21 protein-coding genes are annotated in these 24,425 nt (G+C 72.1%); 16 read left to right on the top strand and 5 right to left on the bottom strand.

What is annotated here, in order from left to right; translation table 11 throughout:
- Positions 1–21: 21 nt before the first annotated feature.
- The gene (mraY, locus tag Apa02nite_RS00755) at positions 22–1,125 is read right to left on the bottom strand and encodes a phospho-N-acetylmuramoyl-pentapeptide-transferase (protein WP_067684607.1); all 1,104 of its coding nucleotides are present in this window, start codon (positions 1,123–1,125) and stop codon (positions 22–24) included.
- 428 nt (positions 1,126–1,553) lie between these two features.
- Between mraY and Apa02nite_RS00750 the strand changes: the two genes are divergently transcribed.
- The 5 genes from Apa02nite_RS00750 (at position 1,554) to Apa02nite_RS00730 (ending at position 6,692) form a co-directional block, all read left to right on the top strand.
- Positions 1,554–3,191, top strand: coding sequence for an ABC transporter substrate-binding protein (locus tag Apa02nite_RS00750; protein ID WP_203823350.1), 1,638 nt, complete (start codon positions 1,554–1,556; stop codon positions 3,189–3,191).
- Positions 3,188–4,132, top strand: a complete 945-nt coding sequence (locus Apa02nite_RS00745) for an ABC transporter permease (protein WP_239164020.1) — start codon at positions 3,188–3,190, stop codon at positions 4,130–4,132. The genes Apa02nite_RS00750 and Apa02nite_RS00745 overlap by 4 nt, the downstream gene beginning before the upstream one ends.
- Before the next feature lie 73 nt (positions 4,133–4,205).
- The gene (locus Apa02nite_RS00740; RefSeq protein WP_203823349.1) at positions 4,206–4,994 is read left to right on the top strand and encodes an ABC transporter permease; all 789 of its coding nucleotides are present in this window, start codon (positions 4,206–4,208) and stop codon (positions 4,992–4,994) included.
- Positions 4,995–4,996: 2 nt separating this feature from the next.
- On the top strand, positions 4,997–5,950 hold the full coding sequence (locus Apa02nite_RS00735) for an ABC transporter ATP-binding protein (protein ID WP_239164032.1): 954 nt from the start codon (positions 4,997–4,999) through the stop codon (positions 5,948–5,950).
- Positions 5,940–6,692, top strand: a complete 753-nt coding sequence (locus Apa02nite_RS00730) for an ABC transporter ATP-binding protein (protein WP_203823347.1) — start codon at positions 5,940–5,942, stop codon at positions 6,690–6,692. Before Apa02nite_RS00735 ends, Apa02nite_RS00730 begins: the two co-directional genes overlap by 11 nt.
- Here Apa02nite_RS00730 and Apa02nite_RS00725 read toward each other — a convergent pair.
- A complete protein-coding gene (locus Apa02nite_RS00725; RefSeq protein WP_198170474.1) occupies positions 6,676–7,251 on the bottom strand; it encodes a TetR/AcrR family transcriptional regulator in 576 nt (191 codons plus the stop codon). The two genes, Apa02nite_RS00730 and Apa02nite_RS00725, sit on opposite strands and share 17 nt — an antisense overlap.
- Before the next feature lie 85 nt (positions 7,252–7,336).
- Here Apa02nite_RS00725 and Apa02nite_RS00720 point away from each other — a divergent pair, with 85 nt between their 5' ends.
- The 3 genes from Apa02nite_RS00720 to Apa02nite_RS00710 are packed head-to-tail and all read left to right on the top strand — an operon-like array spanning position 7,337 to position 10,862.
- Positions 7,337–7,801, top strand: a complete 465-nt coding sequence (locus tag Apa02nite_RS00720; protein WP_203823346.1) for a DUF3237 domain-containing protein — start codon at positions 7,337–7,339, stop codon at positions 7,799–7,801.
- Positions 7,801–9,477 (top strand): CocE/NonD family hydrolase, encoded by a 1,677-nt coding sequence (locus tag Apa02nite_RS00715; protein WP_203823345.1) that lies wholly within the window; start codon positions 7,801–7,803, stop codon positions 9,475–9,477. Before Apa02nite_RS00720 ends, Apa02nite_RS00715 begins: the two co-directional genes overlap by 1 nt.
- The gene (locus Apa02nite_RS00710) at positions 9,474–10,862 is read left to right on the top strand and encodes an amidase family protein (protein ID WP_203823344.1); all 1,389 of its coding nucleotides are present in this window, start codon (positions 9,474–9,476) and stop codon (positions 10,860–10,862) included. The genes Apa02nite_RS00715 and Apa02nite_RS00710 overlap by 4 nt, the downstream gene beginning before the upstream one ends.
- A gap of 572 nt (positions 10,863–11,434) precedes the next feature.
- On the opposite strand, the gene Apa02nite_RS00705 is transcribed toward Apa02nite_RS00710, so the two are convergent.
- Positions 11,435–11,845 (bottom strand): MarR family winged helix-turn-helix transcriptional regulator, encoded by a 411-nt coding sequence (locus Apa02nite_RS00705; protein ID WP_203823343.1) that lies wholly within the window; start codon positions 11,843–11,845, stop codon positions 11,435–11,437.
- 176 nt (positions 11,846–12,021) lie between these two features.
- Here Apa02nite_RS00705 and Apa02nite_RS00700 point away from each other — a divergent pair, with 176 nt between their 5' ends.
- Genes Apa02nite_RS00700 through Apa02nite_RS00680 form a run of 5 tightly spaced genes read left to right on the top strand, consistent with a single transcriptional unit; the run spans position 12,022 to position 17,056 of the window.
- Positions 12,022–12,906 (top strand): SDR family oxidoreductase, encoded by an 885-nt coding sequence (locus Apa02nite_RS00700; protein WP_203823342.1) that lies wholly within the window; start codon positions 12,022–12,024, stop codon positions 12,904–12,906.
- Entirely contained in the window at positions 12,903–13,778 is an 876-nt protein-coding gene (locus Apa02nite_RS00695; protein WP_203823341.1) for an amidohydrolase family protein, read from the top strand. Before Apa02nite_RS00700 ends, Apa02nite_RS00695 begins: the two co-directional genes overlap by 4 nt.
- The gene (locus Apa02nite_RS00690) at positions 13,775–14,230 is read left to right on the top strand and encodes a MaoC family dehydratase (protein WP_203823340.1); all 456 of its coding nucleotides are present in this window, start codon (positions 13,775–13,777) and stop codon (positions 14,228–14,230) included. Before Apa02nite_RS00695 ends, Apa02nite_RS00690 begins: the two co-directional genes overlap by 4 nt.
- A gap of 9 nt (positions 14,231–14,239) precedes the next feature.
- Entirely contained in the window at positions 14,240–15,715 is a 1,476-nt protein-coding gene (locus tag Apa02nite_RS00685) for an acyl-CoA synthetase (protein ID WP_203823339.1), read from the top strand.
- Positions 15,716–15,757: 42 nt separating this feature from the next.
- On the top strand, positions 15,758–17,056 hold the full coding sequence (locus Apa02nite_RS00680; protein WP_203823338.1) for a DUF4832 domain-containing protein: 1,299 nt from the start codon (positions 15,758–15,760) through the stop codon (positions 17,054–17,056).
- 49 nt (positions 17,057–17,105) lie between these two features.
- Here Apa02nite_RS00680 and Apa02nite_RS00675 read toward each other — a convergent pair whose 3' ends face one another.
- Entirely contained in the window at positions 17,106–17,861 is a 756-nt protein-coding gene (locus Apa02nite_RS00675; RefSeq protein ID WP_203823389.1) for an SIR2 family NAD-dependent protein deacylase, read from the bottom strand.
- Positions 17,862–18,971: 1,110 nt separating this feature from the next.
- Here Apa02nite_RS00675 and Apa02nite_RS00670 point away from each other — a divergent pair.
- Positions 18,972–20,180, top strand: a complete 1,209-nt coding sequence (locus Apa02nite_RS00670; protein WP_203823337.1) for a hypothetical protein — start codon at positions 18,972–18,974, stop codon at positions 20,178–20,180.
- Here Apa02nite_RS00670 and Apa02nite_RS00665 read toward each other — a convergent pair.
- Positions 20,168–20,980: an alpha/beta fold hydrolase gene (locus tag Apa02nite_RS00665; RefSeq protein WP_239164019.1), complete on the bottom strand. Its 813-nt coding sequence runs from the start codon at positions 20,978–20,980 to the stop codon at positions 20,168–20,170. The two genes, Apa02nite_RS00670 and Apa02nite_RS00665, sit on opposite strands and share 13 nt — an antisense overlap.
- Before the next feature lie 119 nt (positions 20,981–21,099).
- On the opposite strand from Apa02nite_RS00665, the gene Apa02nite_RS00660 reads away from it, so the two are divergent.
- Positions 21,100–22,764: a GMC oxidoreductase gene (locus Apa02nite_RS00660; RefSeq protein ID WP_203823336.1), complete on the top strand. Its 1,665-nt coding sequence runs from the start codon at positions 21,100–21,102 to the stop codon at positions 22,762–22,764.
- Positions 22,761–24,212: a flavin-containing monooxygenase gene (locus Apa02nite_RS00655; RefSeq protein WP_203823335.1), complete on the top strand. Its 1,452-nt coding sequence runs from the start codon at positions 22,761–22,763 to the stop codon at positions 24,210–24,212. Before Apa02nite_RS00660 ends, Apa02nite_RS00655 begins: the two co-directional genes overlap by 4 nt.
- Positions 24,213–24,425: the final 213 nt, after the last annotated feature.

Below are 24,425 nucleotides of genomic sequence, written 5' to 3'. Positions count from 1 at the left end.
CGGCCGGCCGTCGCTGAGGTGCTAGCCGACGGCGGTCAGGAAGTCCGAGTAGAACAGGCCCAGGCCGGCTGCCACGCAGACGCCGGCGATGGTCCAGAACCGGACCACGATGTTGACCTCGCTCCACCCGGCCAGCTCGAAGTGGTGGTGCAGCGGCACCATCCGGAAGACCCGTTTGCCGGTGGTCTTGAACGAGACGATCTGGATCACCCAGGTGACCGTGATGATGACGAACAGCCCGCCGATCAGGATCGAGAGCAGCGTGGTGCGGGTCGCCACCGCGAGGCCGCCGATCAGGGCGCCGAGGCCGAGCGCGCCGACGTCGCCCATGAAGATCCGCGCCGGGGACGTGTTCCACCACAGGAAGCCCAGGCAGGCACAGGCCGCGGCCGCGGCGATCATGGAGATCTCCAGCGGATCCCGGACCTGGTAGCAGTAGTCGTTCGCGCGGGCGTACGTGTCGTCGGCGCACCAGTGCCGGTACTGCCAGTAGCCGATCAGCGCGTACGCGCCGAGCACCAGCATCGACGCGCCGGTGGCCAGGCCGTCGAGGCCGTCGGTGAGGTTCACGCCGTTCGACATCGCGGTGATCACGAAGACGAACATCATCACCGAGCCGACCTTGCCGACGTTCAGCCAGCTGATGTCCTGGATGAACGAGATGTGCTCGCTGGCCACGGTCTGGCCGTTGGTGCTCGCCACGTAGAGCGCGGCGATGCCGAACCCGGTGCCGATGATCACCTGACCGAGCAGCTTGCCCTTCGCGGACAGGCCGTCGGAGTTCTTCTGGCGCACCTTGAGCAGGTCGTCGACGAAGCCGACCGCGCCGCAGAAGACGAACAGCCCGAGCAGGACGAGCGCCGTCATGGTCGGCTTCGCCTGCGCGATCTGCCGGTCGGGCAGCGTGGTCAGCGCCAGGTGCCCGGCGACGTAGGCGAACAGGGTCGCCACGATGAACACCACGCCGCCCATCGCGGGGGTGCCCCTCTTGCCGTCGCTCGAGGCGAGCCCGAGGGACCGGATCGGCTGCCCGGCCTTGAGCGCGGTGAAGACCCGGATCGCCACCGGCGTGCCGAGCAGCGAGATGATGAACGCGACGGCCGCCGCGACGATGACCGCCCTCACCGGCGAGCCTCCCCGAGATCCGGATTACTCACGGCGTCCCCACCACGCAACGCGTGCTGGATAAGTAGGCATCAATGATCACGGTGCATGATCTTGCCAGCCGGGGGAAGCGCGAGTCGCTCAGGGACCCGGCGCCGCGCGGTGCCGCGTGAGACCACCGCGGCGCGTGGCCCGCGGCGGGGCTCCACGGCCGTACCGGAAAAGGTTTTTCGTCGAAAAAGATGGACTATCCAGCTGGTAAGACTCCTGGTGAACGGGGGTTAGCTGGGCGAGTAGTTAATAGTTGATTTCCAGGATTGACAATCTACAGGCCTGGGCGGGACTCTGAGACCGTCGCCACACGCCGCCGGACCCGCGACCGGTCGGCGGGTGGTCCCCGCGGCGTTCCGGTGGTGCGTTCTCGTGCCCTAGTCCAGGGAGATACATAGATGATCATCAAGATAGCGCTGGCGGCTTCGGCTGTCGTGCTGAGCGTCGCGGTGGCCGGCTGCGGTGGTGGGTCCGGCGGCGGGCCGGCGGCCGCGGCGACGATCGAGCTGACCGAGACCACGCCGGCCGCGACCGGAGACGTCGACAGCGTCACCTGGGCGCTGCCGTCCGGTGAGCCGGCGTCGCTCGACCCGGCCCGGACCGGGGACTACTCGGCGAACACGGTCGGCACCAACCTCTGCGAGAGCCTGCTCCGGCTGAACACCGACTACTCGACGTCACCCGGCCTGGCCAGCGCGGTCACCCAGAAGGACGCCACCACCGTGGTGATCACCCTGCGAGCCGGCGTGACGTTCTGGGACGGCGCGGCGCTGACCGCCGACGACGTGGTCTACAGCCTGAAGCGGAACATGGACCCGAAGCTGGCGTCCTACAGCGCGCACGTGTTCGCGAACGTCAAGACGATCGCCAGGACCGGCCCGCTCGAGGTCACGGTCACGTTCACCGCGCCGGACATGCAGTTCGTGCCGGACCTGGCCGGTGTGCCGGGCGCGATCATCGAGGAGAAGTACGCGACCACGGCGGCGGCCGGGTTCGGCACCGCGAGCGGCGGGCTGATGTGCACCGGGCCGTTCCGGCTGGACTCCTGGCAGAGCGGCCAGAAGATCACCCTGAAGCGGAACGAGACCTACTGGGACACCGCGCGCAAGGCGAAGGCGGCCAGCTTCCAGTTCGTGTTCCTGACCGACAGCAGCACGCTGACCAGCGCGTTGCTCTCCGGCGAGGTGGACGGCGTCTACGGCGCGCCGGCCGGCAGCATCGCCGCCCTGCAGAAGGCCAGCGTGGGCAAGCTGTACTTCGGGCCGAGCACCGAGACGTTCAGCCTCGGCGCGGTCGCCACCGACGGCCCGGCCGCCGACCCGAGGATCCGCCAGGCGCTCGACCTGGCGATCGACAAGACCAGCTTCGTGACGAGCGTGCTCAAGGGCGCCGGTGAGCCGCTCAAGACGTTCACCCCGCCGATGGCCTGGAACGGCAGTCCGGCCAAGAGCGTCTACGACGCCGGGTACGCGGCCCTGCCGGACACCTCGAAGGCCGACCTGGCGAAGGCCAAGCAGTTGGTCGCCGACGCCTCGCCGAGCCGCACCGACCTGGTGATCGCGCTGCCGGCCGGTGACCAGTCGCTGCTGCAGACCGCCACGATCGCGCAGGCCGCCGCCCAGCAGATCGGGCTGAAGATGACGATCAAGCAGTTGCAGGCGGCCGAGTTCGCCGGGCTGTTCTATGACCCGGCGCTGCGCAAGGGCATCGACTTCATCGCCACCACCGGGTATCTCGAGGTGCCGGGCGCGCTGTACTACGCGCCGGGCTTCGTGCTCAAGGGCGCGCTGTTCAACTGGACGAACTACGAGGACACCGCGGTCACCAAGAACATCGTGACCGCGGTGTCGGCGACCGACCCGGCCGCGTCGGCGCAGGCGTTCGTGGCCGCGCAGGCGATCTTCGGGCCGGCCAAGCTGCAGATCACCCTGGCCGAGTCGTACAACCGGCTGTTCCTGAACAAGCGGGTCACCGGGGCGCCGGCGTCGTTCTCCTACATCAGTTCGGCCTGGGCCGCTCAGGTGGGCACCGCATGATCTGGTTCGTGGCCCGGAAGCTCGGCGGGATGCTGGCCACCGTGGCGGTCGCCAGTGTGGTCATCTTCGGGGCGCTCTACCTGGCACCGGGGGACCCGGCGAGCATCCTGGCCGGCGGGCACGAGGTCACACCGGCGACGATGGCCGCGATCCGCGCGCAGTACCACCTGGACGACCCGTTCTGGGTGCAGTACGGGCACTGGCTCGGTGGCCTGCTCACCGGTGACCCGGGCACGTCGATGGTGCTCAAGGAGCCGGTCACCACGCTGATCTCGTCGCGGATCGGCACCACCGCGCTGCTGGTGGCGTACGCGTCGGTGGTGATCCTGGTGATCGGGGTGGTCTCCGGTGTGCTCGCCGGAGCGGCCGGCAAGGTCGTCGACGGCGCGCTCACGGTGGTCACCACGATCCTGATGGCGGCGCCGGCGTTCGTGGCCGCGATCCTGCTGATCTGGATCTTCGCGACCAAGCTGTCCTGGTTCCCGGTCTTCGGCTCCGGCGAGGGGTTCGGGGACCGGATCCACCACTTGACGCTGCCGGCGCTCGCGCTCAGCGGCGGCTACCTCGCCTACGTCAGCCGGATCACCCGCACCGAGGTCCGCGCCGAACTCGCCGCCGACCACGTGGCCGCGGCCCGGGCCCGGGGCCTGCCGCGCCTGGCGGTGCTGCGCCGGCACGTGCTGCGCAACGCCGCGCCGCCGATCCTGGCGGTCTCCGGGGTGACCGTGGCCGGGCTGTTCGCCGGCACCGCGGTGGCCGAGCAGGCGTTCGGGGTGAGCGGGCTCGGCTCGCTGCTGGTGCAGAGCGCGGCCCGGCAGGACCTGGTGGTGGTGCAGGTGCTGTCGCTGCTGCTGGTGGCCGCGTTCCTGGTGGTCAACATGCTGGTCGACGTGCTCAACGCGGTCCTCGACCCGCGGCTGCTGACGGAGCGGACCGCATGATCCGCCGACGGGGAAGTGACTCGTGAGCACCCTGGCTCTCCCTCGACGTTTAGTAAAAATCCGATTTGTCCCCATGGCGGCCGCCGTCGTCTGCGTGCTCGTGGTGCTGCTCGCGCTCCTCGCGCCGTGGATCACGCCGCACGACCCGACCGCCGTCGACCCGCTGAACGCCTACGCCCCGTTCACCGGCGACCATCCGCTCGGCACCGACGACCTGGGCCGTGACCTGCTGTCCCGGCTGATGGCCGGCGCCCGCACCAGCCTGGCCGGCCCGCTGATCGTGGTCCTCGCGGCCGGCACCGCCGGCACCGCGCTCGCGGTGACCGCGGCCTGGTTCGGCGGCTGGTTCGACGCGGCGGTCTCCCGGCTGCTCGACATCCTGTTCGCGTTCCCCGGGCTGGTCCTGGCGATCACCGTGGCGGCGATCTTCGGGGCCGGGTTCACCGCGCCGGTGGTCGCGCTGTCACTGGCCTTCGTGCCGATGATCGCCCGGGTGATGCGGGCCGCGGCCTTGCGTGAGCGGAACCTGCCGTACATCGAGGCGCTGCGGGTGCAGGGCTTCTCCGGATGGCACATCTGCCTGCGGCATCTGCTGCCGAACCTGGCGCCGCTGCTGGTGGTCCAGGCCGCGATCGGTTTCGGGTACGCCATGATCGACCTGGCCTCGATCTCCTTCCTCGGCCTCGGCCTGCAACCACCGGCCTCGGACTGGGGCCTGATGATCGCGAACGGTCAGCCGTCCATCCTGGCGGGTTTCCCGCAACAGTCCATCGAGGCCGCCGTCGCCGTGGTGATCACCGTGGTGGCCTTCACCGTGGTCGCCGAGCGGCTGGCCGAACGATTCGGCGGAGGTGTCCGGTGACGATGCTGGAGTTCGACCACCTCCGGGTGGAGATCAACGGCCGGCCGATCCTGCGGGACGTCACCCTGTCGGTGGCGGCCGGGGAGGCCGTCGGCCTGGTCGGCGAGTCCGGTTCGGGCAAGTCGATGACGGTCAAGTCGGTGCTGCGGCTGCTGCCGCCGGGCGCCCGGGCCACCGGCACGGTCCGGTTCGGCGACACCGACGTGCACACGCTGGACGGCGCCGGGCTGCGCCGGATGCGCTCGCAGGACGTGGCGATGGTCTTCCAGGACCCGCGGGCCACCGTCAACCCGGTCCGGACGATCGGCGACTTCCTCACCGAGGTGCTGCGTGACCAGGGTGTCAGTCGGTCCGACGCGCGGACACGGGCGGCCGGGCTGCTCGCCGACGTCGGTGTCGACCACGTCGCACGGCGGCTGCGCCAGCGCCCGCACGAGCTCTCCGGCGGCCTGCTGCAACGGGTGGTGATCGCAGCCGCGCTGGCCACCTCGCCGAAGCTGATCCTGGCCGACGAGCCGACCACGGCGCTGGACGTCACCACCCAGGAGGAGGTGGTGGCGATCCTCAACGAGCGGCGCCGCGAGCACGGCAGCGCGCTGCTGTTCATCTCGCACGACCTGGAACTGGCCGCCGCGGTGTGCGACCGGATCGCGGTGATGTACGCCGGGGAGATCGTCGAGATCCTGCCCGCCGACCGGCTGCACGAGGACGCCCGGCACCCGTACACGCAGGCGCTGCTGCGCTCGCGGCCCGGGACGGTGGCGCCGGGGGAGCGGCTGGCGACCGTGCCGGGGTCACCGCAGTCGGCGTTCGACGCGCCGGCCGGGTGTGTCTTCGCCGACCGGTGCCCTCAGGCGGCCGGGCTGTGCCGGGACGTCCGCCCGGCGCTGCTGCCGATCGACTCCGGACTGGCCGCCTGCCACCTTCTTCCCAGGGAGACGCCGAGTGTTGCTTGAGGTACGTGACCTGCGCAAAGTGTTCAAGGGGCGGTTCGTCGCGGTGGACGGGGTGAGCTTCTCGGTGCCGACCGGCGGGTCCCTCGCCGTGGTGGGGGAGTCCGGCTCGGGCAAGACCACGTGCGCGCGGATCATCACGGGGCTGGAGAAGGCCACCTCCGGGACGGTCACGATCGAGGGCGAGCGCCGGGCGTCGACGGTGCAGATGGTGTTCCAGGACCCGTACCAGTCGCTGGACCGCCGGCAGACCGTGACGAGCTGCCTCACCGAGGTGCTCGCGCACCACACCACGCTCGACCGGGCCGGGCGCGCCGCCCGGAGCGCCGAGCTGCTGAACCTGGTCGGGCTGGACGAGCGGCACGGCCCGGCGCTGCCCCGGGCGCTCTCCGGCGGGCAGCGGCAGCGGGTGGCGATCGCCAGGGCCCTCGCCGCCGACCCGAAGCTGCTGGTCCTCGACGAGGCGGTGGCCGCGCTCGACGTGTCGATCCAGGCGCAGATCCTGAACCTGCTGGTCGACGCGCGGGCCGCGACCGGGGTGGCGTACCTGTTCATCACCCACGACCTGTCCGTGGTGCAGCACGTCTGCGAGGACGTGGTGGTGATGCACCGCGGCCGGGTGGTCGAGTCGGGCACGGTGGCGGAGGTGCTCTCCGCGCCGTCCGACCCGTACACCAGGAAGTTGATCGGATCGGTCCCGCGCCCGGGCTGGGTGCCGACCCGGGAGGTCAACCGTGTCTGCTGAGCCGTTCCAGCAGGGACTCCGCGGCCGCGCGGACCAGGCCGCCGGAGGCCACCGGCAGCTGCAGCTCGGCCATCATCGAGTTGCCCATCGCCAGGCACCACAGGCCGTAGGCCACCGCGCGCCGCGCTCCCGGGGAGGCCTCCGGGTGTTCCGCGGCGAGCGCGTCCTCGACCGACTGGATCGCCTGCGTGTAGTGGGTCTGCATGACGACCCGGATGCGCTCGTCGGCGATCCCCGCGGTGATCAGCTCGCGGATCACCGTGTCGTCGTCGCTGATCGGCAGGAAACCCGTGCTGAACAGGTAGTCCATCACGATCGGCAGCTTGTCGCGGCCGTCCGCCCCGGCGATCCGGCCGATGAACTCGGCCTCGTACCCGGAGTAGAGCCAGTTCGCGAACTTCTGCAGCAGGTCGTCGCGGTTGCCGACGTAGTGCCGCACGTGGCTGCGGCTCAGCCCGGACTCCTCGGCGACCCGTTCCAGGGTCGTCCCGGCGAGACCGTGTTTCTGCAGGCAGCGCGCGGTGGCCTGCATGATCTGTTCGGTCCGCTCGGCTGCCATGCTCGGCCGGCCCATCCCCGCCCCCTCCGGTCGATTTCGCTCAGCCTAATTGATTGTCATTTCGGAAAAGAAAACGAGGACCGTCATGCCTGAACTCCCCGACCCCCGCCTGGTCTTCGTCTTCGAGGCCCGGGTCGACGTGGCCGAGACCCGGCACGTCGGCCGCGGCCCGGACGAGGTCCTGATGTTCACCCCGATCACCGGCGGCACCGTCTCCGGACCCCGCCTGAACGGCACGGTCCTGGCCGGCGGCGGCGACTGGTCGGTGACCCGCGGACAGGTGACCGAGCTGGACGCGCGGTACCTGCTGCAGGCCGACGACGGCAGCGTGATCGACATCGACAACCGCGGCTTCTGGCGGGCCACCCCGGAGATCGACGCGCGGGTCGAGGCCGGCGAGGACATCCCGGAGACCGAGTACTACTACCGCACCAGCCCGAAGTTCAGCACCGACGCCCCGGCACACGCGTGGCTGAACTCCTCGGTCTTCGTGGGGCTGGCCCGCGGCGAGGCCGGCCAGGTCCGCATCCGCTTCTTCGAGGTGCTCTGATGACCATCTCCGTCCAGCGCACCGGCCCCGGGCCGGTCTCTCCCGCGGCGACCCAGCACATGGTGCGGATGCGCGACGGTGTCCGTCTGGCCACCGACGTCTATCTTCCCGTAGATCCGCAGCCCGGCCCGGTCATCCTGACCAGGCTTCCGTACGACAAGTGCGGCGAGTACACGTTCATGCCCCGGGTGGCCGCCTACTTCACCGCCCGTGGTTACACCATGGTGGTGCAGGACGTCCGCGGGAAGTTCCGCTCCGAGGGCGAAACCCTGCTCTTCGTCAACGAGGCGTACGACGGCCACGACACCCTCGACTGGATCGTCCAGCAGGAGTGGTCGGACGGCGTGGTCGGGATGTGGGGCGACTCGTACTACGGCTTCACCCAGTGGGCCGCCGCCTCCACCGGGCATCCGGCGCTGCGCGCGATCGCGCCCCGGGTCACCGGCACCCGCCTCGGCGAGCTGCCCGGTCCGGTCCCGGGGCAGCGCACCCACGACACCGAGATGGGCGTAGCCCGGGTGTACCCGCTCAGCATGTTCCACGATCAGGACATGCTCGAGTGGGAGTTCGACTGGTCGCGGCGCCCCCTGGCCGCGCAGGTCGAGGAGTTCTTCGCGACGGTCGGCAGCCGCTCGGCGTCGTACGACGTGTGGTTCCCGCACCCGGTCACCCTGCGCCGCTTCCCGGCCGGCAGCCCGTTCGACGCGCCACCGGTGCCGGTGCTGATGACCATCGGCTGGTGGGACAACTGCGCACCGTGGTCCTGGCACGACCACCGGGAGATCCAGCGCCGCCCGGCCTGGGCGCGCAACGAGTACCTGCTGCTCGAGGCGATCGACCACGAGAACCACAGCCACTTCGAGCTCGACCCGCTGGTCCGCACGGCCGACTCGGACGCCGCGCTGCCCCGGTACCTGGACCCGGCGATCGAGTTCTTCGACGTCTTCCTGCGCGGGCAGGACCGGGACCTGCCGCGGGTGCGCTGGCAGCTGGCCAACTCCGGCGACCCGGCCCACCGCGCCGACGTCGCCTGGCCGCCGCCCGCGGCGCACGAGATCGTCCTGCGCCCGGCCGGTGCCGCCGCGGCCGCGGGCGCCGCGCCGGGCGGCACGCTGACCACCGCGCCGGTCGCCGGGACCGGCCCGGCCGAGACCGCCACCTGGATCCACGACGCCGCCGACCCGGTGCCGTCCCCGGTCGCCGACGCGTTCTCGTTCCTCGCCGAATACCCGGACGAGCGGCACCTCGCCGACCGCCCGGACGTGCTCGCCTTCACCGCCGCACCGGTCACCGCGCCGCTCGACCTGGCCGGCCCGATCCGGCTGCGCGCCACGGCCGGCTCGGACGGCCCGGAGATGGACCTGTTCGCCCGGCTGCTCGACGTCGCACCCGACGGCACGGCCAAGCTGATCGCTCGCGGACAGCAGACCATCCTCGACCCCGGCGCCGCGTTCGCCGTCGAGCTCGACCTGGGTCACGTCGGGTACCGGCTGCCGGCCGGGCACGCCCTGCGGCTCACCGTGGCGAGCAGCGACGCGCCGGAGTTCGTGCCCGCACCGGGCACCGGCGAACACCGCTGGCTGGCCGTCACGACCGTCCCGAACCGGCAGCGGCTCCAGCTCGGCGAGACCGCGCTGACCTGCACGGTCCTCCCTGAAGGAAAGGCACCACGATGAACAACCTGACCGCCACCGAGATCGCCGGCGGGGTGCGCCGCGGCACGTTCACCGCGGCCGCCGTCGTGGACGCCTCCCTGGCCCGGATCGGTGCGGTGAACCCGCAGGTCAACGCGGTCACCGTGGTCCTCGCCGAGCGGGCCCGGGAGGCGGCCGCGGCGCTCGACGCCCGGATCGCCGCCGGGCAGGACCCGGGCCCGCTCGCCGGGGTGCCGATCTCGGTCAAGGAGAACATCGACCTGACCTGGTCGGCGACCACGTCCGGGCTGCCGTTCGCGGCCGGCAACGTGCCGGCGGCCAACGCCACGTTCGTCGACAAGCTCCTGGCCGCCGGCGCGATCCCGGTCGCCCGCGGGAACATGCCGGACATCGGCCTGCGCTGGGACACCGACAACGACCTGTTCGGCCGCACGGTCAACCCGTGGGACGACACCCGGGTGCCGGGCGGCTCCAGCGGCGGCGACGCGGTCGCGGTCGCCACCGGCATGGTCGCGATCGGTCTCGGCAACGACTACGGCGGCTCGCTGCGGCTGCCCGCGCACGCCGCCGGGATCACCGCGCTGCGCACCTCGGCCGGCCGGGTGGCCGCGCCGTCCCGGAGTGTCGAGCCGCTGCCGCTGTCGATTCAGCACATGGCGGTGAACGGTCCGCTGGCCCGCTCGGTCGCCGACCTCGACCTGCTCTTCGGCGTGATGCACGGCGCCGACGACGTCGACCCGCTGAGCGTGACCGTCGAGCACCCGTCCGGTTATGACGGTCCGCGCCGGGTCGCGGTCACCGTCGACCCGGCCGGGTGGGGCGTCGACGCGCAGACCGCGTCGGCGGTCCGGGCTGCGGCGGCCGCGCTCGCCGCGGCCGGCTGGGACGTCGAGGAGGTCGAGCCGCCGTCGGTGGACCGCTGCGCCACCCTCTGGCGTCAGCTCTCCTCGACCGAGAACGCACCCATGCTGCTGACCCCGGGGATCTTCCCGGGCCCGCTGTCGGCCGGCACCGTCCAGTACTTCAAGGACAACATCGTCGACGTCGAACTCCTGGACACCTCGGCGGCCTACCAGGGCGCCTGGGCGGAGCGTTTTGTGCACGCCGCCGCGTGGCGCGCGTTCCACGCCCGCTACCCGATCGTTCTCGGTCCGGTCACCACCCAGCCGATGCCGCTGATCGGTTTCGACCTGTCCGGCCCGGCCGCCACCACCGCACTCTGGAAGGCCCACCGCCTGCTGGTCACCGCGAACTTCCTCGGCCTGCCCGCGGTCGCCGTCCCGACCGGCGTCACCGGCCGCCGCCCGCTCGGCGTCCAGGTCATCGCCCGCCTGCACGGCGAGCACATCGCCCTGGCCGCCGCCCGCGACCTGGAGGACGCGTTCCCGCCGATCCGACCGCTTTAGATCAACCCCATACGGTACGAACTCGGGCCATCACGAGAGCAGCAGCGGAGTCCCGGGCCTCCCCGCGACGCAGTCCCACCCCAGACCGCTGAGCGCCGCACGGGTGTATCCCGGCCCCGCAAGACCCGCCGCACGCCAGACCGCAGCGCGACTCCCGGTCTTGGCTGGTCCTCAGGGGTGCCTCCGCGTTGCGGAGGCACCCCTGAGCGCCAGCCGGTCTGCCGGCCGTCCGCCGAGCGGCGGGTGGCGGGTGGTCACCGCGTGAGGTCCGCCGCACTCCGGGCCGCGGCGCGGCTCCTGGCCTCAAGCTGGTTCTCGGGGGTGTCTCCGGGGGTGCGAAGCACCCCTGGGGGCCAGCCGGGACACGGCGCGCGCCTGGCGGTCCGGTGGGGGACTGCGTCGCGGGCCCGGGATACACCCGTGCGGCGACCAGCGATCCTGAGCGGGGCAGCGTCGCGGGGAGGCCCGGGACTCCGCAGCTGCTCTTGTGAAGGCACCCAGGTCGTAGCGGACAAGGGCGGCGCGGAACCAGAAGCGGTCATGAGGCGGCGGCATGGTCTTGATCCGTCGCATCAGGTGAGCGCCTGCCAGGCGGTGATCAGGGTGTCGCGGAAGGCGGCGGACTCGGCCTCGGTGAGTTTGGCGATCATGCGGGTTTCCAGGTCGTGGACCGGGGCGGCGACCGATGCCAGCAGGCCGCGGCCGTCCTCGGTGAGGTGCAGGAGGAGCTCACGGCGGTTGGCCGGGTTGCGTTCGCGGCGGAGCAGGCCGTGGCTCTCCAGGGTGCGGACCATGTCGGCCATCGACTGCGCGGTGACGAACGAGTCGCGGGCGAGCTGGGCGGCGGAGAGGCCGTCGTGGCGTTCAAGAACGGTCAGCGCGGTGTACTGCAGCGCGGTGATGCCGTGGCCGCGGACCAGCTCGTCGAGGCGCGCCCGCACCGCGAGTTCGAGCTGTTTGACCAGGTAGAGCAGCGATGGCATCAGTGGATCTCCTCGGCGAAAGATACCGGCAGACTACCCCATTGACAGGAAACCTGATCGTCATGAAGACTCGGCATCAACAGGAATCCTGTTGATTGTGGGCGGCGCCGGATTCGACGGGCTGCGGGGCCCGAAGCCGTCGCGCCGCCCACCCCCTTCGTGAGAGGTTGACACACATGGATCTGACCGGCAGGGTCGCCGTCGTCACCGGCAGCGGCCGGGGCCTCGGCCTCGCGTATGCCAAGGCCCTCGCGGCGGCCGGCGCGTCCGTCGTGGTGAACGACGTGGACCAGGCGGCGGTCGACGCCGCGGTCGCCGAGATCCCCGGCGCGGTCGGCGTGGCCGCCGCGGTCGGCGACACCGAGAGCGCGGACCGTCTGGTGGCCGCCGCGGTCGAGGCGTTCGGCCGGCTGGACGTGCTGATCACCAACGCCGGCATCCTGCGCGACCGGGTGCTCTGGAAGATGACCGACGACGACTTCGACGCGGTGGTCCGGGTGCACCTGCGCGGCACGTTCACCTGCGCCCGCGCCGCGGCGATCCGGATGCGGGCGCAGGGCACCGGCGGACGACTGATTCTGATCGCCTCGCCGGCCGGCCAGCGCGGCAACTTCGGGCAGACCAACTACGCGGCGGCCAAGGCCGGCATCGCCGCGATGGCCCGCACCTGGGCCCTCGAGCTGGCCCGCAGCGAGATCACCGTGAACGCGGTGGTGCCGATCGCGGCCACCGAGATGACCAAGACGATCCCGGCCTTCGCCCCGGTGATCGAGGAGGCCGAGCGGACCGGGCAGCCCTATCCGGCCTGGCTGCGCCGCGACGAGGGCCTCGGCACGGTCGACGACGTCACCGGGCTGATCACGTTCCTGGCCTCGGACGCGTCGAAGGGGATCACCGGGCAGGCGATCGGGATCGGCGGCGACAAGCTGGCCCTCTGGTCGCACCCGGCGGAGAAGCAGGTCGTCTTCCACGACGGCGGCTGGTCGGCATCGGACATCGCGGCGTCCTGGGACTTCCCCGCGGAGACCTACGGCATCCCGGCGCCCCGGGTTCCCTCGTGAAGATCGACGATCTCGTCGCCATCGACGTGCACACGCACGCCGAGGTGAGCAAGGACGGTCACAGCTCGCTGAGCCCCGAGCTGCTCGGCGCGTCCGCCGACTACTTCCAGGCGCACGGTCACCGGCAGCCGACCATCGCCGAGATGGCCGATTACTACCGTTCCCGCCGGATGGCCGCGGTCGTGTTCACCGTCGACGCCGAGCACGCCACCGGGCACCCGCGGATCGCCAACGAGGAGATCGCGTCGAGCTGTGCCGACCACCCCGACGTGCTGATCCCGTTCGCCAGCATCGACCCGCACAAGGGCAAGGCCGGCGTCCGCGAGGCGCACCGCCTGGTCGACGACTACGGCGTTCGCGGTTTCAAGTTCCACCCCAGCATCCAGGGTTTCGCGCCGGACGACCGGCTGGCCTACCCGCTCTACGAGGCGATCGAGGAGCTCGGCGCGGTCGCGCTGTTCCACACCGGGCAGACCGGGATCGGCGCCCGGGTGCGCGGGGGCGGCGGCATCCGGCTCAAGTACTCCAACCCGATGCTCGTCGACGACGTCGCGGTGGACTTCCCGGACCTGCGGATCATCCTGGCCCACCCGTCGTTCCCGTGGCAGGACGAGGCCCTCGCGGTCGCCACGCACAAGGAACACGTGTACATCGACCTGTCCGGCTGGTCGCCCAAGTACTTCCCGCCGCAACTCGTCCGGTACGCCAACAGCCTGCTGCAGGACAAGGTGCTGTTCGGCTCGGACTACCCGGTGATCACGCCGGACCGCTGGCTCGCCGACTTCGCGCAGCTGGAGATCAAGGACGCGGTCCGGGAGAAGATCCTGCTGCGCAACGCCGCCCGTCTGCTTCTCGGAGAGGAATCGACATGACCACGATCGTGAACGGTATCGACGGCATCAAGTCGCTGGTCGGCAAGGACCTGGGCGCCAGCGAGTGGCTGGAGATCACCCAGGAGCGGGTGAACACGTTCGCCGACGCCACCGACGACCACCAGTGGATCCACGTGGACACCGAGCGCGCCACGGCCGGCCCGTTCGGCGGACCGATCGCGCACGGCTACCTGACCCTCTCGCTGGTCATCCCGCTCTTCGGCAGCCTGCTCACGGTCGAGGGGATCTCGATGGGCGTGAACTACGGCCTGGAGAAGGTGCGGTTCCCCACGCCGGTCAAGGTCGGCGCGCGGATCCGGCTGGCGGCGACCGTGGTCAGCGTCGAGGACGTACCCGGCGGGGTGCAGAGCACGTTCGACTTCACCGTGCAGATCGACGGTTCGGCGAAGCCGGCGTGTGTCGCCCGCACCGTCTACCGCCAGTACGCCTGAGGTCCGACCATGCACAACGCAGGGCTGGGCTCCTGGCCGGCGCGCCGGGCGGCGATGTCGCCCGGGCGCACCGCGCTGATCTTCGGCGAGCAGCGGATCACGTACGCCGAGTTGCACCAGCGGATCGCCCGGCTCGCCGCCGCACTCCGGTCGTCCGGGGTGCGGCGCGGTGACCGGGTCGCGTACCTGGGGCCGAACCACCCGGCGTTCGTCGAGACGATGTTCGCGACGTGGGCGCTCGGCGGGGTCTTCGTGCCGCTGAACTTCCGGCTGACCGCGCCGGAGCTGGCATATCAGCTCCGGCACAGCGGGGCGTCGGTGCTGATCCACGATCCGGCGATGCCCGCCGTCGAAGCACCGGTGACCGTTGCGCTGACGTCGCTTGCCGAGTTCGCCGAAAGCCCGATATTCCCGGACGAGCCGGTCGGGCTGGACGACGCGGCCTGCATCCTCTACACGTCCGGGACCACCGGGCACCCCAAGGGCGCCGTGCTCACCCACGGCAACCTGGTCTGGAACAGCTATCACCTGCTGATCTGCGTGGACGTGGCCAGTGACGAGGTGACCCTGGTCAGCGCGCCGCTGTTCCACGTCGCGGCGCTCGACCAGTGCCTGCTGCCGACGTTCCTCAAGGGCGGCACCTCGGTGATCATGCCGGGCTGGGACGTGGACGGCTGTTTCGACCTGATCGCGCGGCACCGGGTGACCTGGATGTTCGGGGTCTCCACGATGTACGCCGGGCTCAGCCAGTCACCCCGCTGGGCGGACGCCGACCTGTCCTCGGTGCGCAGCCTGATGACCGGGGGCGCCGCCGTGCCGGAAGCGCTGATCCGCCGCTATCAGGAGCGCGGGCTGGCGTTCTGCCAGGGCTACGGGATGACCGAGACGGCGCCCGGCGCCACGTTCCTGGAAGCGCGGGAGAGCCGGGAGCACGTCGGGTCGGCCGGGCTGCCGGTGTTCTTCGCCGACGTCCGGTGCGTACGGCCGGACCTGACCGACGCGGAGCCGGGCGAGCCCGGGGAGGTGCTGGTGCGCGGGCCGAACGTGACCCCTGGCTACTGGAACGACCCGCAGGCGACCGCGGCCGCGTTCGTCGACGGCGGGTGGTTCCGCTCCGGGGACCTGGCCGTCGTCGACGCCGACGGGCATTTTCACATCGTCGACCGGACCAAGGACATGTACATCTCCGGCGGGGAGAACGTGTATCCGGCCGAGGTGGAAGCGGCGATCTTCGAGCACCCGGGAGTGGCCGAGGTGGCCGTGGTCGGAGTGCCGGACCCGAGGTGGGGCGAGGTGGGGCGGGCGTTCGTCGTACCCCTGGATGGTGTTGATCTGAAGCCCGGTGACGTGCCGGTGTTCCTGCGGGAGCGGCTCGCCAAATACAAGATCCCGGTGTACGTCGACGTGGTGGCGGAACTGCCGAAGACAGGTTCGAACAAGGTGCGAAAGGGGCCGCTGCGGGCGCTGCCACTACCTTCCCGCTGATTCCCTCTCAGCTCCCGTGGCGCTCCGACGATGAACGCGGGCATGCGAATCCTGCCGGTGGTAGCCGCTGCGACCGTTCTCCTGCTGCCCGGGGTGGCCTGTGCCGCGCCGCCGGCGACGACGTCCACCACCCGGACCTACGACGCCTCCGACGCCGACTTCGCCAACCCGGGCCGCGGCTTCTTCTCCTGGTCCGAGACCCATCTGTACGCCGACGGCACCGGCTGGGCGCCGCTGGACGCCGACGCCCTGGCCGCGGCCCGGGAGTCCGAGGCGCACAGCGTCGTCTACCGGATCGTCTACCTGGAGCGCTACCGCGACAGCGACACCCTCGCGGCCGCCGACCTGAACCTGATCAAGGCGGACTTCGCCGCGGCCCGCCAGGCCGGGGTGAAGCTGGTGCTCCGGTTCGCGTACACCGCCGACGACGACGCCGACGCGCCGGTCGCCCGGGTGGTCAAGCACATCCGGCAGCTCGCCCCGCTGCTCACCCAGAACGCCGACCTGATCACCGCGCTGCAGGCGGGCTTCGTCGGCCGCTGGGGCGAGTGGTACTACACCCAGAACTTCGCCGCCTGGCCGGACCGCCGCAAGGTGATCAACGCGCTGCTCGCCGCCACCACGGCCCCGATCCAGGTGCGCACGCCGGAGATCAAGAAGCGCCTGGTCCCGGCGGCGTACGCGGCCCGGGTCGGCATCCACGATGACTGCTTCCTGGCCGGCACCGACGACTACGGCACGTTCCCGGCCGACACCGACTTCGCCTGGATGGCCGCGCAGAGCCCGTCGATGCTGGTCGGCGGGGAGACCTGCGCACCGTCCGACCGGTCCGGCTGGGCGTCGGCGTCGAGCGAGCTGGCGGCCTATCACTGGACGTACCTGAACCCGAGTTTCAACACCGACGTGCTCACCTCGTGGGGTGCCGACGGCCTGGCCGAGGCGTCCCGCCGCCTCGGTTACCGGTTGAGCCTGGTCTCGGCCGCGGCGCCCAGCACGGTCAAGGTGAACGGCGCGGTCACGGTTCGCTTGACGCTCACCAACCAGGGGTACGCGGCGCCGGCCCAGAAGCGGCCGGTCCGCCTCGTGCTGAGCGGCCCGATCACCCAGTCCGTGATGATCCCGGCGGACGTGCGGACCTGGGCGCCGGGGAGGACGGTCGCGCTCACGGTCTCGTTCACCGCCCCGTCGAAGGCCGGAGCGTATGACCTGGCGCTGTCGTTGCCGGACCCGTCGACGCGGCTGGCGGCGACCCCGGCGTACGCGATCCGCCTCGCCAACCCGGACACCTGGAACCCGGACACCGGCACCAACCCGCTCGGCCTCACGGTGACGGTCAAGTAGCGGCGCCCCGGCTGGTGCCCAGCGGCCGTTATGGGGTGGGCAGCGGCGGTCAGGGCCAGGTGGTGGTGAGCAGGGCGGGGAGCAGTTCGGCGGCGGGGCCGGGGAGGTTCACCGCGGCCAGGGGATCCAGCGGGGTGGGCTGGGGGTTGACCTGGATCACGGCGGCACCGGAGCGGGCGGCCAGGCGGGGGATCTCGGCGGCCGGGTAGACCAGGCCGGACGTGCCGACGGTGAGCAGGACGTCGCAGGACGAGGCGGCGCGGACGGCGGACTCCAGGGCCTGCTCGGGGAGGGCCTCGCCGAACCAGACGACGCCCGGGCGGACCGGGCCGGCGCAGTGGGCGCAGCGGGGCGGGGGCACCCGGCTGCCCTCGGCGGGCTGCTCCTCCGTGGTCGCGGGCAGCGGGGCCGGGCGGGAACAGGTGGCGCAGCGCGGGGCGAAGAGACTGCCGTGCAAGTGCGTCGGTGTGTCGGAGCCGGCGCGTTCGTGCAGGTCGTCGACGTTCTGGGTGATCACCGTGAGCTGGGGGACGTGGTCCTTCAGCCGGGCCACGGCGAGGTGGCCGTGGTTCGGGCGGACCTGCTGGACCTGCTGGCGGCGCCACTCGTACCAGCCCCAGACCAGGTCCGGGTCCTCGGCGAAGGCCTGCGGGGTGGCCAGGGACTGCGCGTCGAACCGGGACCACAGGCCGGTGAGCGCGTCCCGGAACGTGGCGACGCCACTCTCCGCCGAGATGCCGGCGCCGGTGAAGACGACCACGTGGCGGGCCTTCTGCAGCAGTTTCGCGGCGTCGCTCAGGGCCATCTCGGTGTGCTCCTCGTCCGGGGCGGGGTGCTCCCACGTATCGGTGAGAAGTGTGGCAGCGGCCGCGGCGGGCCGCATCACCGTTCCCGCCGTGGGTCGTTTGAGGAGCAGACGGCTCGGTGGTGGAGGTGCGGTGAAACGAGGACGGTTCCTCCTGATGGCCGCGGTGCTGGCCGTGACGCCGCTGGCCGGGTGCGGTGGGTCCGCTGCGGACTCGGCTCAGGCGCCGCGGATGTTCACGCCGGTGGCGGACAGCCTGCCGCCCGGCCCGGCCGGTGCTGGTCAGCCCGGCGGCAGTGATCCCGGCGCCGGCCAGCCCGGTGGAGCCCGGCCCGGCGCGGGGCAGCCGGATCTCGCCGGTGTTGCGGCCCAGCCGATCCCGGCTCAACCCGGTGTGGCTCAGCCCGGGGTCGGGCAGTCCGGTGGGCCGGGGCGGATCGTGCTCGCTCCGGAAGGGCCGGTGCGCGATGTCCTACCGGGTGACGAGCTTCCGGGTGACGAGACCTCGGCGGCCGGTGATCCGGCGGGAAGTGCCCGCTCGGCTCCGGGAACCCTCAGCGCGCCCGGAACCGACGGCGCGCCGCGGAGCGGGACCAACGATGCGAACCGCGGCGGGACCAACAGTGCGAACCGCGGCGGGACCGATGGTGCGAACCTCAGCCGAAACAGCGGGGTGACCCGGAACGGGGCCGGCGGGGTGACGCGGGATTCCGGTTCGGCCGGGAGCGCCGCGCGGCGCAGCGATCGGGAGCGGCCGTCGGTCCGGTCCGGGCGGTCGCGAGGCGACGATCGTTCCCGGACCACCCGGGATCGATCGGGCATGCCGGATCGGCGGGGTATGCGGGATCCGTCGGTCACCTCGGACACCGGAACCCCATCGAAGCCGTCGAACCGGCCGAAGAGGCCGGTGAAGAAGGATCCGAATCCGGCGACCGAACCGGCCTCACCGGTACAGCCCGACCCGGCGGACCCGCCGGCGGCTCCGGCGAAGACCGCCTCGCCGGCGAGGACCACGGCGCCGGAGAAGGCCGCGGCGCAGGGCAGGACTGCGGCCTCGGTGAGAGGTCTCGTACGGGAAAAGGGGCGGGCCGTGGGTTGCGGGAGTTCGGGGTGCCTCTGACGCCGGCGCGGGGCGTGGCGGACTGGCGGGAGCGGCTGGACCGGGTGGGTGGCCGGGCGATGACCGTGGTCGGGGACTGGCTGTCGCCCGGGGAGCGGGTCAGCCGGTCCGAGCCGCGGATCAGCGCGCTGGTCGCCGTGGTGGCGGTGGCCGGTGGGGTGCTGCCGATCCTGGTGATGGCGGTGACCTGGGCGGCCAAGCCGGATCCGGTGGCGCACGTGCCGGCCTGCCGGGTGGCGCACGAGATGACCGGGTACGTGCTGGCCGACCGTCCCGCGGAGGACCGCTACCAGCCGGACCGGCAGTGCAACTCGGCGGACGCGCCGAACACCGTCGAGCGGACCGGGACCGGGCGCTACCTGGTCGTGTTCGGCAAGCTCGGCCGGGACGGCGGCGTCGCCGCGGTGACACCGGTGACCGGTGATGACCGGATCTGCACACTGCCGGACTGGCGGCCCGAGGGTGCCGACGAGCTGGTCCAGGTGGACTGCTTCGACAGGTCCGGCGCGGCGGCGGACAGTGGTTTCACCGCACACTTCTGGGACGTGAGCCCCGGGGGCGAGACCGGGGGGACCGCCGCCTACCTGCGACTGGGTGATCCGGGCCGGACCAGTCAGACCGTGGAGGACGCGTACAGCCACAACTCCGCGGGCGGGGCGAACTCGGCCGGGCGCGAGGACGTCGGGTCGTACGTGGTCTATTTCGGTGGGTTGGAAGCCGTCGAGGGCGGGACCGTGCGGGTCACGCCGGTGGCCGACGCGGCGACCGTGTGCGGGGTGGAGCGGTGGTTCGCCTACCCGGAGGGGCGCTATCTCGCCGCGCGGGTGCGGTGCCGCGACGCCGGTGGGCAGCCGGTGGACGCGCGGTTCGCGGTGACGTTCACGCTCGGTGTCGGCGCGCCCGGTGTCGCCGGCGCCCACGTGCTGGCCGACCGGCCGGCCGAGGCCTCCTACACGCCGGAGGGCGTGGCCCAGTTCAGCAGCGGCGGGCAGGCGGCGGCGGTCACCCGGTCCGAGCCGGGTGAGTACCGTGTCGAGCTGCCCGGGCTGGCCCTGAAGAGCGGGAATCTGCAGGTCACCGCGTATGACACGGCGGCGTCCTGCGTGGCCCGGACCGCGACTGGCGACGTACGGATCACGTGCCGCGACCCGTCCGGCGCCGCCGCCGACACAAAGTTCCTGCTGACCTACTGGGACTGAGCCGACAGCAGCAACTCGGCGCAGCGGTCCGGCGCGTCCGGGAACGGCAGGTGCCCGCAGCCCGGCAGCGTCACGTGCCGGGCACCCGGCAGCGCCGCGCGGGCCCGGAAGGCCTGTTTACGGTACGGCAGCACGGCATCCCGGGTGCCCCACGCGATCGTCACCGGCACCCCGGCCAGCGGCCCGATGTCCGCTCCTGACCACGGCGTGAGCCCGCCGAACGCGGTCCGTGACGCCGCAAACCCGGGCGCCCGCGCCAGCGCACGGGCCGCCGACAGGCACTCCTGCGGGTCCAGCCGGGACGGGTGGGCGTAGAAGACCGAGCACAGCGCGGCCCGCCCGGCCCGGGTCGCCAGCAGCCGGGGCAGCAGCGGGTCCAGCGTGGTGCTGCCGGCCCGCGCGGCGCCGACCACGAACCGGCCCCAGCGCCCGCCGCCGGTCGGCCAGAAGCCGACCGGGGAGAACGCGGTGACGGCGCTCGCCCGGCCGCGCCGCCCGAGTTCCAGGGCGATGCCGCCGCCCATCGAGCTGCCGCCGACCTCGACGGCGCCCAGGCCGAGCGTGTCCAGGAACGACTCGACCAGGCCGGCGAGGTGCGGCACCGAGCCGGGCGTGACACCGGCGGCCGGCGCCGGCCAGAGCGGGGACGTGCCGAAGCCGGGCAGGTCGACGCTGATCACGTCGCGGTGCGGGGCCAGCCGGTCGAGCAGCGGCGCCCACACCTGCCAGTGGCTGCCGATGCCGTGGATCAGCAGCAGCGGCGGGCCGGCGCCGCGCCGGTCGTGGGTCAGCGAGGTCATCGGAGCACCATGCCGGGAGCCGGGCGGGATGGGGAGGGTCAAGCGGGTGGATTGACGCTGCGAGCAAGACCGGAAACACGTTGTTGACATGTTGCCAATAAGGGCGTGATGCTACGGCGATGTCGTACGACTACGACGTCCTCGTGATCGGCTCCGGGTTCGGCGGCAGCGTGACCGCGCTGCGGCTGACCGAGAAGGGCTACCGCGTCGGCGTTCTCGAGGCCGGCCGCCGATTCACCGACGAGCAGTTCGCCACCACGTCCTGGCGGCTGCGCGACTACGTCTACGCCCCGGCGCTGGGCTGTTACGGCATCCTCCGGCTCACCCTGCTGAAGAACGTGCTGATCATGTCGGGGGCCGGTGTCGGTGGCGGCTCCCTCGGCTACGCGAACACGCTCTACGAGCCGCCCGCCGCGTTCTACGCCGACCCGCAGTGGTCCGCGATCACCGACTGGGAGCGGGAGCTCGCCCCCTACTACGACCAGGCCAAGCGGATGCTCGGGGTGACCGTCAACCCCGTGGAGACCGCCTCCGACCGGGTGCTGCGAGCCGTGGCCGAGGATCTGGGTGTCGGGCACACGTATCGACGTACCCCGGTGGGGGTCTTGTTCGGCAGCGAACCCGGCGCCGCAACGCCGGACCCGTTCTTCGGCGGGGCCGGCCCGGAGCGCAGGACCTGCACGCTGTGCGGCTCGTGCATGACCGGCTGCCGGGGCAACGCCAAGAACACCCTGGTCAAGAACTATCTCTACCTGGCCGAGCGGGCCGGTGCGCGGGTGCACCCGCTGACCACGGTCCGCGACGTGCGGCCGCTGCCCGGCGGCGGGTACGCGGTGCACACCCGCCGGACCGGTGGCCTGCGGAGCCGGACGTTCACCGCGGAGCAGGTGGTGTTCGCGGCCGGCGCGCTCGGCACCCAGCGGCTGCTGCACCGGCTGCGTGACCGCGGCCGGCTGCCCGGGGTCTCGCCGCGGCTGGGCGAGCTGAGCCGGACCAACTCGGAGTCCATCCTGGGCGCGCGGACCCGGCGCACCGACCGCGACTACAGCCACGGGGTGGCGATCACCTCGTCGATCCACCCGGACCCGGTCACCCACGTCGAGCCGGTGCGGTACGGGCCGGGCAGCAACCTGCTCGCGCTGCTCTCCACCGTGCTCGTCGACGACGCCGGCAACCGGCCGCGCTGGTGGGCGGGTCTGAAGACGCTCGCCCGGGCGGGCCGGGACCTGCGGTTGTACCTGTCGCCGCGGGACTGGTCCCGGCAGACCGTGGTGCTGCTGGCCATGCAGCCGCTGGACAACTCGATCACGGTGTTCCGCCGGCGGGGGCGGCTGAACAGCCGGCCCGGGGTGGGCGAGCCGAGCCCGGAGTGGGTGCCGGCCGCGCACGACGTGGCCCGGCGGGTCGCGGAGAAGGTCGACGGGGTGCCGCTGGGTTCCTACACCGAGCTGGTCGGCAAGCCGGTCACCGGGCACTTCATCGGCGGGTGCGCGATCGGGGCGGATCCGGAGCACGGGGTGGTCGATCCGTATCACCGGCTGTTCGGGCATCCCGGGCTGCACGTGATCGACGGGTCGGTGGTGGCGGCGAACCTCGGGGTGAACCCGTCGCTGACCATCACGGCCCTCGCCGAGCGGGCGGTGGCGCTGTGGCCGAACAGAGGGGAAGACGATCGTCGGCCAGCCGATAGCTATGTACCGATAAATCCGATACCGCCCCGCCATCCGGTGGTCCCGGGCACCGCGCCGGCGGCCCTGCGACTTCTCCCCATCGAGAACCGATGACCCGGATCCTGATCATCGGGGCCGGGTTCGGCGGGATCGCGGCCGCGAACGAGCTGCTCAAGGCCGGGTTCACCGACATCACCCTGCTCGACAAGGCGGACCGGCCCGGCGGGGTGTGGCGTGACAACGTCTATCCCGGCTGCGCGTGCGACATCCCGGCGCCGCTCTACTCCTATTCGTACGCGCAGAATCCGGCCTGGACCCGCCGCTTCCCGCCGCAGGCCGAGATCCTCGCCTACCTCGAACGCTGCGTGACCGATTTCGGTCTCGCCGGAAAGCTTCGGCTCGGTGTCGAGGTGACCGCGGCCGACTGGACCGGCACGGACTGGCGGGTGACCACGGCCGGTGGCGAGGTCCTCGAGGCGGACGTGCTGATCCCGGCGGTCGGCCAGCTCTCCCGCCCGCTCGTCCCGCAGCTGCCCGGAACGTTCGACGGCCCCGCGCTGCACACCGCGCACTGGGAACCTGGGCTGTCGCTGGCCGGCCGGCGGGTCGGGGTGATCGGCACCGGCGCGAGCGCGATCCAGCTGGTCCCGGAGATCGCCGGGACGGCCGCGCACGTCACCGTCTTCCAGCGGACGCCGCCGTGGACGCTGCCCAAACCGGACCGCCGCTACGGCCGGGTCCGGCGTGCCCTCTACTCGCGATTCCCGGCGCTGATGGCCCCGGCCCGCGCCGGGACCTGGGCGATGACCGTGGTCACCGGTGCCGCGCTGCAGGGCAACCGGGCCGCGGGCGCGCTGCTGCACGGCGCGTCCCGGCTCCAGCGGAGGCTGCAGGTGCGCGATCCGGAACTGCGCCGCAAGGTCACCCCGGACGAGCCGATGGGCTGCAAGCGGGTGCTGTTCACCAACGCGTGGCTGCCGGCCCTGGCCCGCCCGGACGTCAATCTCGTCACCGAGCCGGTGACCGCGGTGACGGCGGGCGGCGTGCGTACCGCGGACGGCGCGGAGCATCCGGTGGACGTGCTGGTCTACGGGACCGGCTTCGCGGCGACCGAGTTCCTGGTGCCGATCACGGTGACCGGCCGGGACGGCGTGCGCCTCGACGAGGTGTGGCGCGACGGCGCGCACGCCTATCTCGGCCTCGTGGTGCCCGGATTCCCGAACATGTTCCTGGTCTACGGACCGAATACGAACACCGGCAACACCTCGGTGGTCTACTTCCACGAGGCACAGGCCCGCTGGATCGGCCAGGCCGTCCGGCAACTAGATCAAGATCAAAAACCTTGTGAGGTACGGGCGGACGTCGCCGAGGCCTACGACCGGGAGCTGCAGTCCCGCCTGGCCGGCAGCGTGTGGACGTCCTGCCGGAGCTGGTACCGCACGGCGACCGGCCGGATCGTCACGAACTGGCCGGGCATGGCCGCCGAGTACCGCCGCCGCACCGCGCGCCTGCGCCCGGCGGACTTCCGCGGCCGGGACGACGCTTCCCAGCACCTCCGCTGAACCGCCGGCACCTGACCGGCTCGGCGCTGATCCTGCTGCCGGCGGCGTTCGCCAGGTTCCAGCGGTCGCTCAGCGGTGCTTCGCCGGCTCGGCGTGGGTGATCGATGCCGATGGGGCGGCGGAGGTCCGCGCTCCCCACCGGAGGGGCGGCCGGAGTCCGCGATCGGCACGGAACGGGCGGCGGGAGTCCGCGCTCGGCACCGGAGGGGCGGC

Source organism: Actinoplanes palleronii, from assembly GCF_016862315.1.
In the GTDB taxonomy this organism is placed as follows: domain Bacteria; phylum Actinomycetota; class Actinomycetes; order Mycobacteriales; family Micromonosporaceae; genus Actinoplanes; species Actinoplanes palleronii.
Note: the sequence above shows the minus strand (reverse complement) of the source record. Positions and strands in the feature narration are given on the sequence as shown.

What these genes read in the sequence shown, in the direction of transcription:
- Apa02nite_RS00735 (WP_239164032.1), top strand. Translation starts at nt 4,997, where the DNA reads ATGCTGGAGTTCGACCACCTCCGGGTGGAGATCAACGGCCGGCCGATC.
- Apa02nite_RS00665 (WP_239164019.1), bottom strand. Translation starts at nt 20,980, where the DNA reads ATGACCTCGCTGACCCACGACCGGCGCGGCGCCGGCCCGCCGCTGCTG.
- Apa02nite_RS00705 (WP_203823343.1), bottom strand. Translation starts at nt 11,845, where the DNA reads ATGCCATCGCTGCTCTACCTGGTCAAACAGCTCGAACTCGCGGTGCGG.
- Apa02nite_RS00715 (WP_203823345.1), top strand. Translation starts at nt 7,801, where the DNA reads ATGACCATCTCCGTCCAGCGCACCGGCCCCGGGCCGGTCTCTCCCGCG.
- Apa02nite_RS00675 (WP_203823389.1), bottom strand. Translation starts at nt 17,861, where the DNA reads ATGGCCCTGAGCGACGCCGCGAAACTGCTGCAGAAGGCCCGCCACGTG.
- Apa02nite_RS00685 (WP_203823339.1), top strand. Translation starts at nt 14,240, where the DNA reads ATGCACAACGCAGGGCTGGGCTCCTGGCCGGCGCGCCGGGCGGCGATG.
- Apa02nite_RS00710 (WP_203823344.1), top strand. Translation starts at nt 9,474, where the DNA reads ATGAACAACCTGACCGCCACCGAGATCGCCGGCGGGGTGCGCCGCGGC.
- Apa02nite_RS00660 (WP_203823336.1), top strand. Translation starts at nt 21,100, where the DNA reads ATGTCGTACGACTACGACGTCCTCGTGATCGGCTCCGGGTTCGGCGGC.
- Apa02nite_RS00690 (WP_203823340.1), top strand. Translation starts at nt 13,775, where the DNA reads ATGACCACGATCGTGAACGGTATCGACGGCATCAAGTCGCTGGTCGGC.
- Apa02nite_RS00750 (WP_203823350.1), top strand. Translation starts at nt 1,554, where the DNA reads ATGATCATCAAGATAGCGCTGGCGGCTTCGGCTGTCGTGCTGAGCGTC.
- Apa02nite_RS00745 (WP_239164020.1), top strand. Translation starts at nt 3,188, where the DNA reads ATGATCTGGTTCGTGGCCCGGAAGCTCGGCGGGATGCTGGCCACCGTG.
- Apa02nite_RS00680 (WP_203823338.1), top strand. Translation starts at nt 15,758, where the DNA reads ATGCGAATCCTGCCGGTGGTAGCCGCTGCGACCGTTCTCCTGCTGCCC.
- Apa02nite_RS00725 (WP_198170474.1), bottom strand. Translation starts at nt 7,251, where the DNA reads ATGGCAGCCGAGCGGACCGAACAGATCATGCAGGCCACCGCGCGCTGC.
- Apa02nite_RS00655 (WP_203823335.1), top strand. Translation starts at nt 22,761, where the DNA reads ATGACCCGGATCCTGATCATCGGGGCCGGGTTCGGCGGGATCGCGGCC.
- Apa02nite_RS00740 (WP_203823349.1), top strand. Translation starts at nt 4,206, where the DNA reads ATGGCGGCCGCCGTCGTCTGCGTGCTCGTGGTGCTGCTCGCGCTCCTC.
- Apa02nite_RS00720 (WP_203823346.1), top strand. Translation starts at nt 7,337, where the DNA reads ATGCCTGAACTCCCCGACCCCCGCCTGGTCTTCGTCTTCGAGGCCCGG.
- Apa02nite_RS00700 (WP_203823342.1), top strand. Translation starts at nt 12,022, where the DNA reads ATGGATCTGACCGGCAGGGTCGCCGTCGTCACCGGCAGCGGCCGGGGC.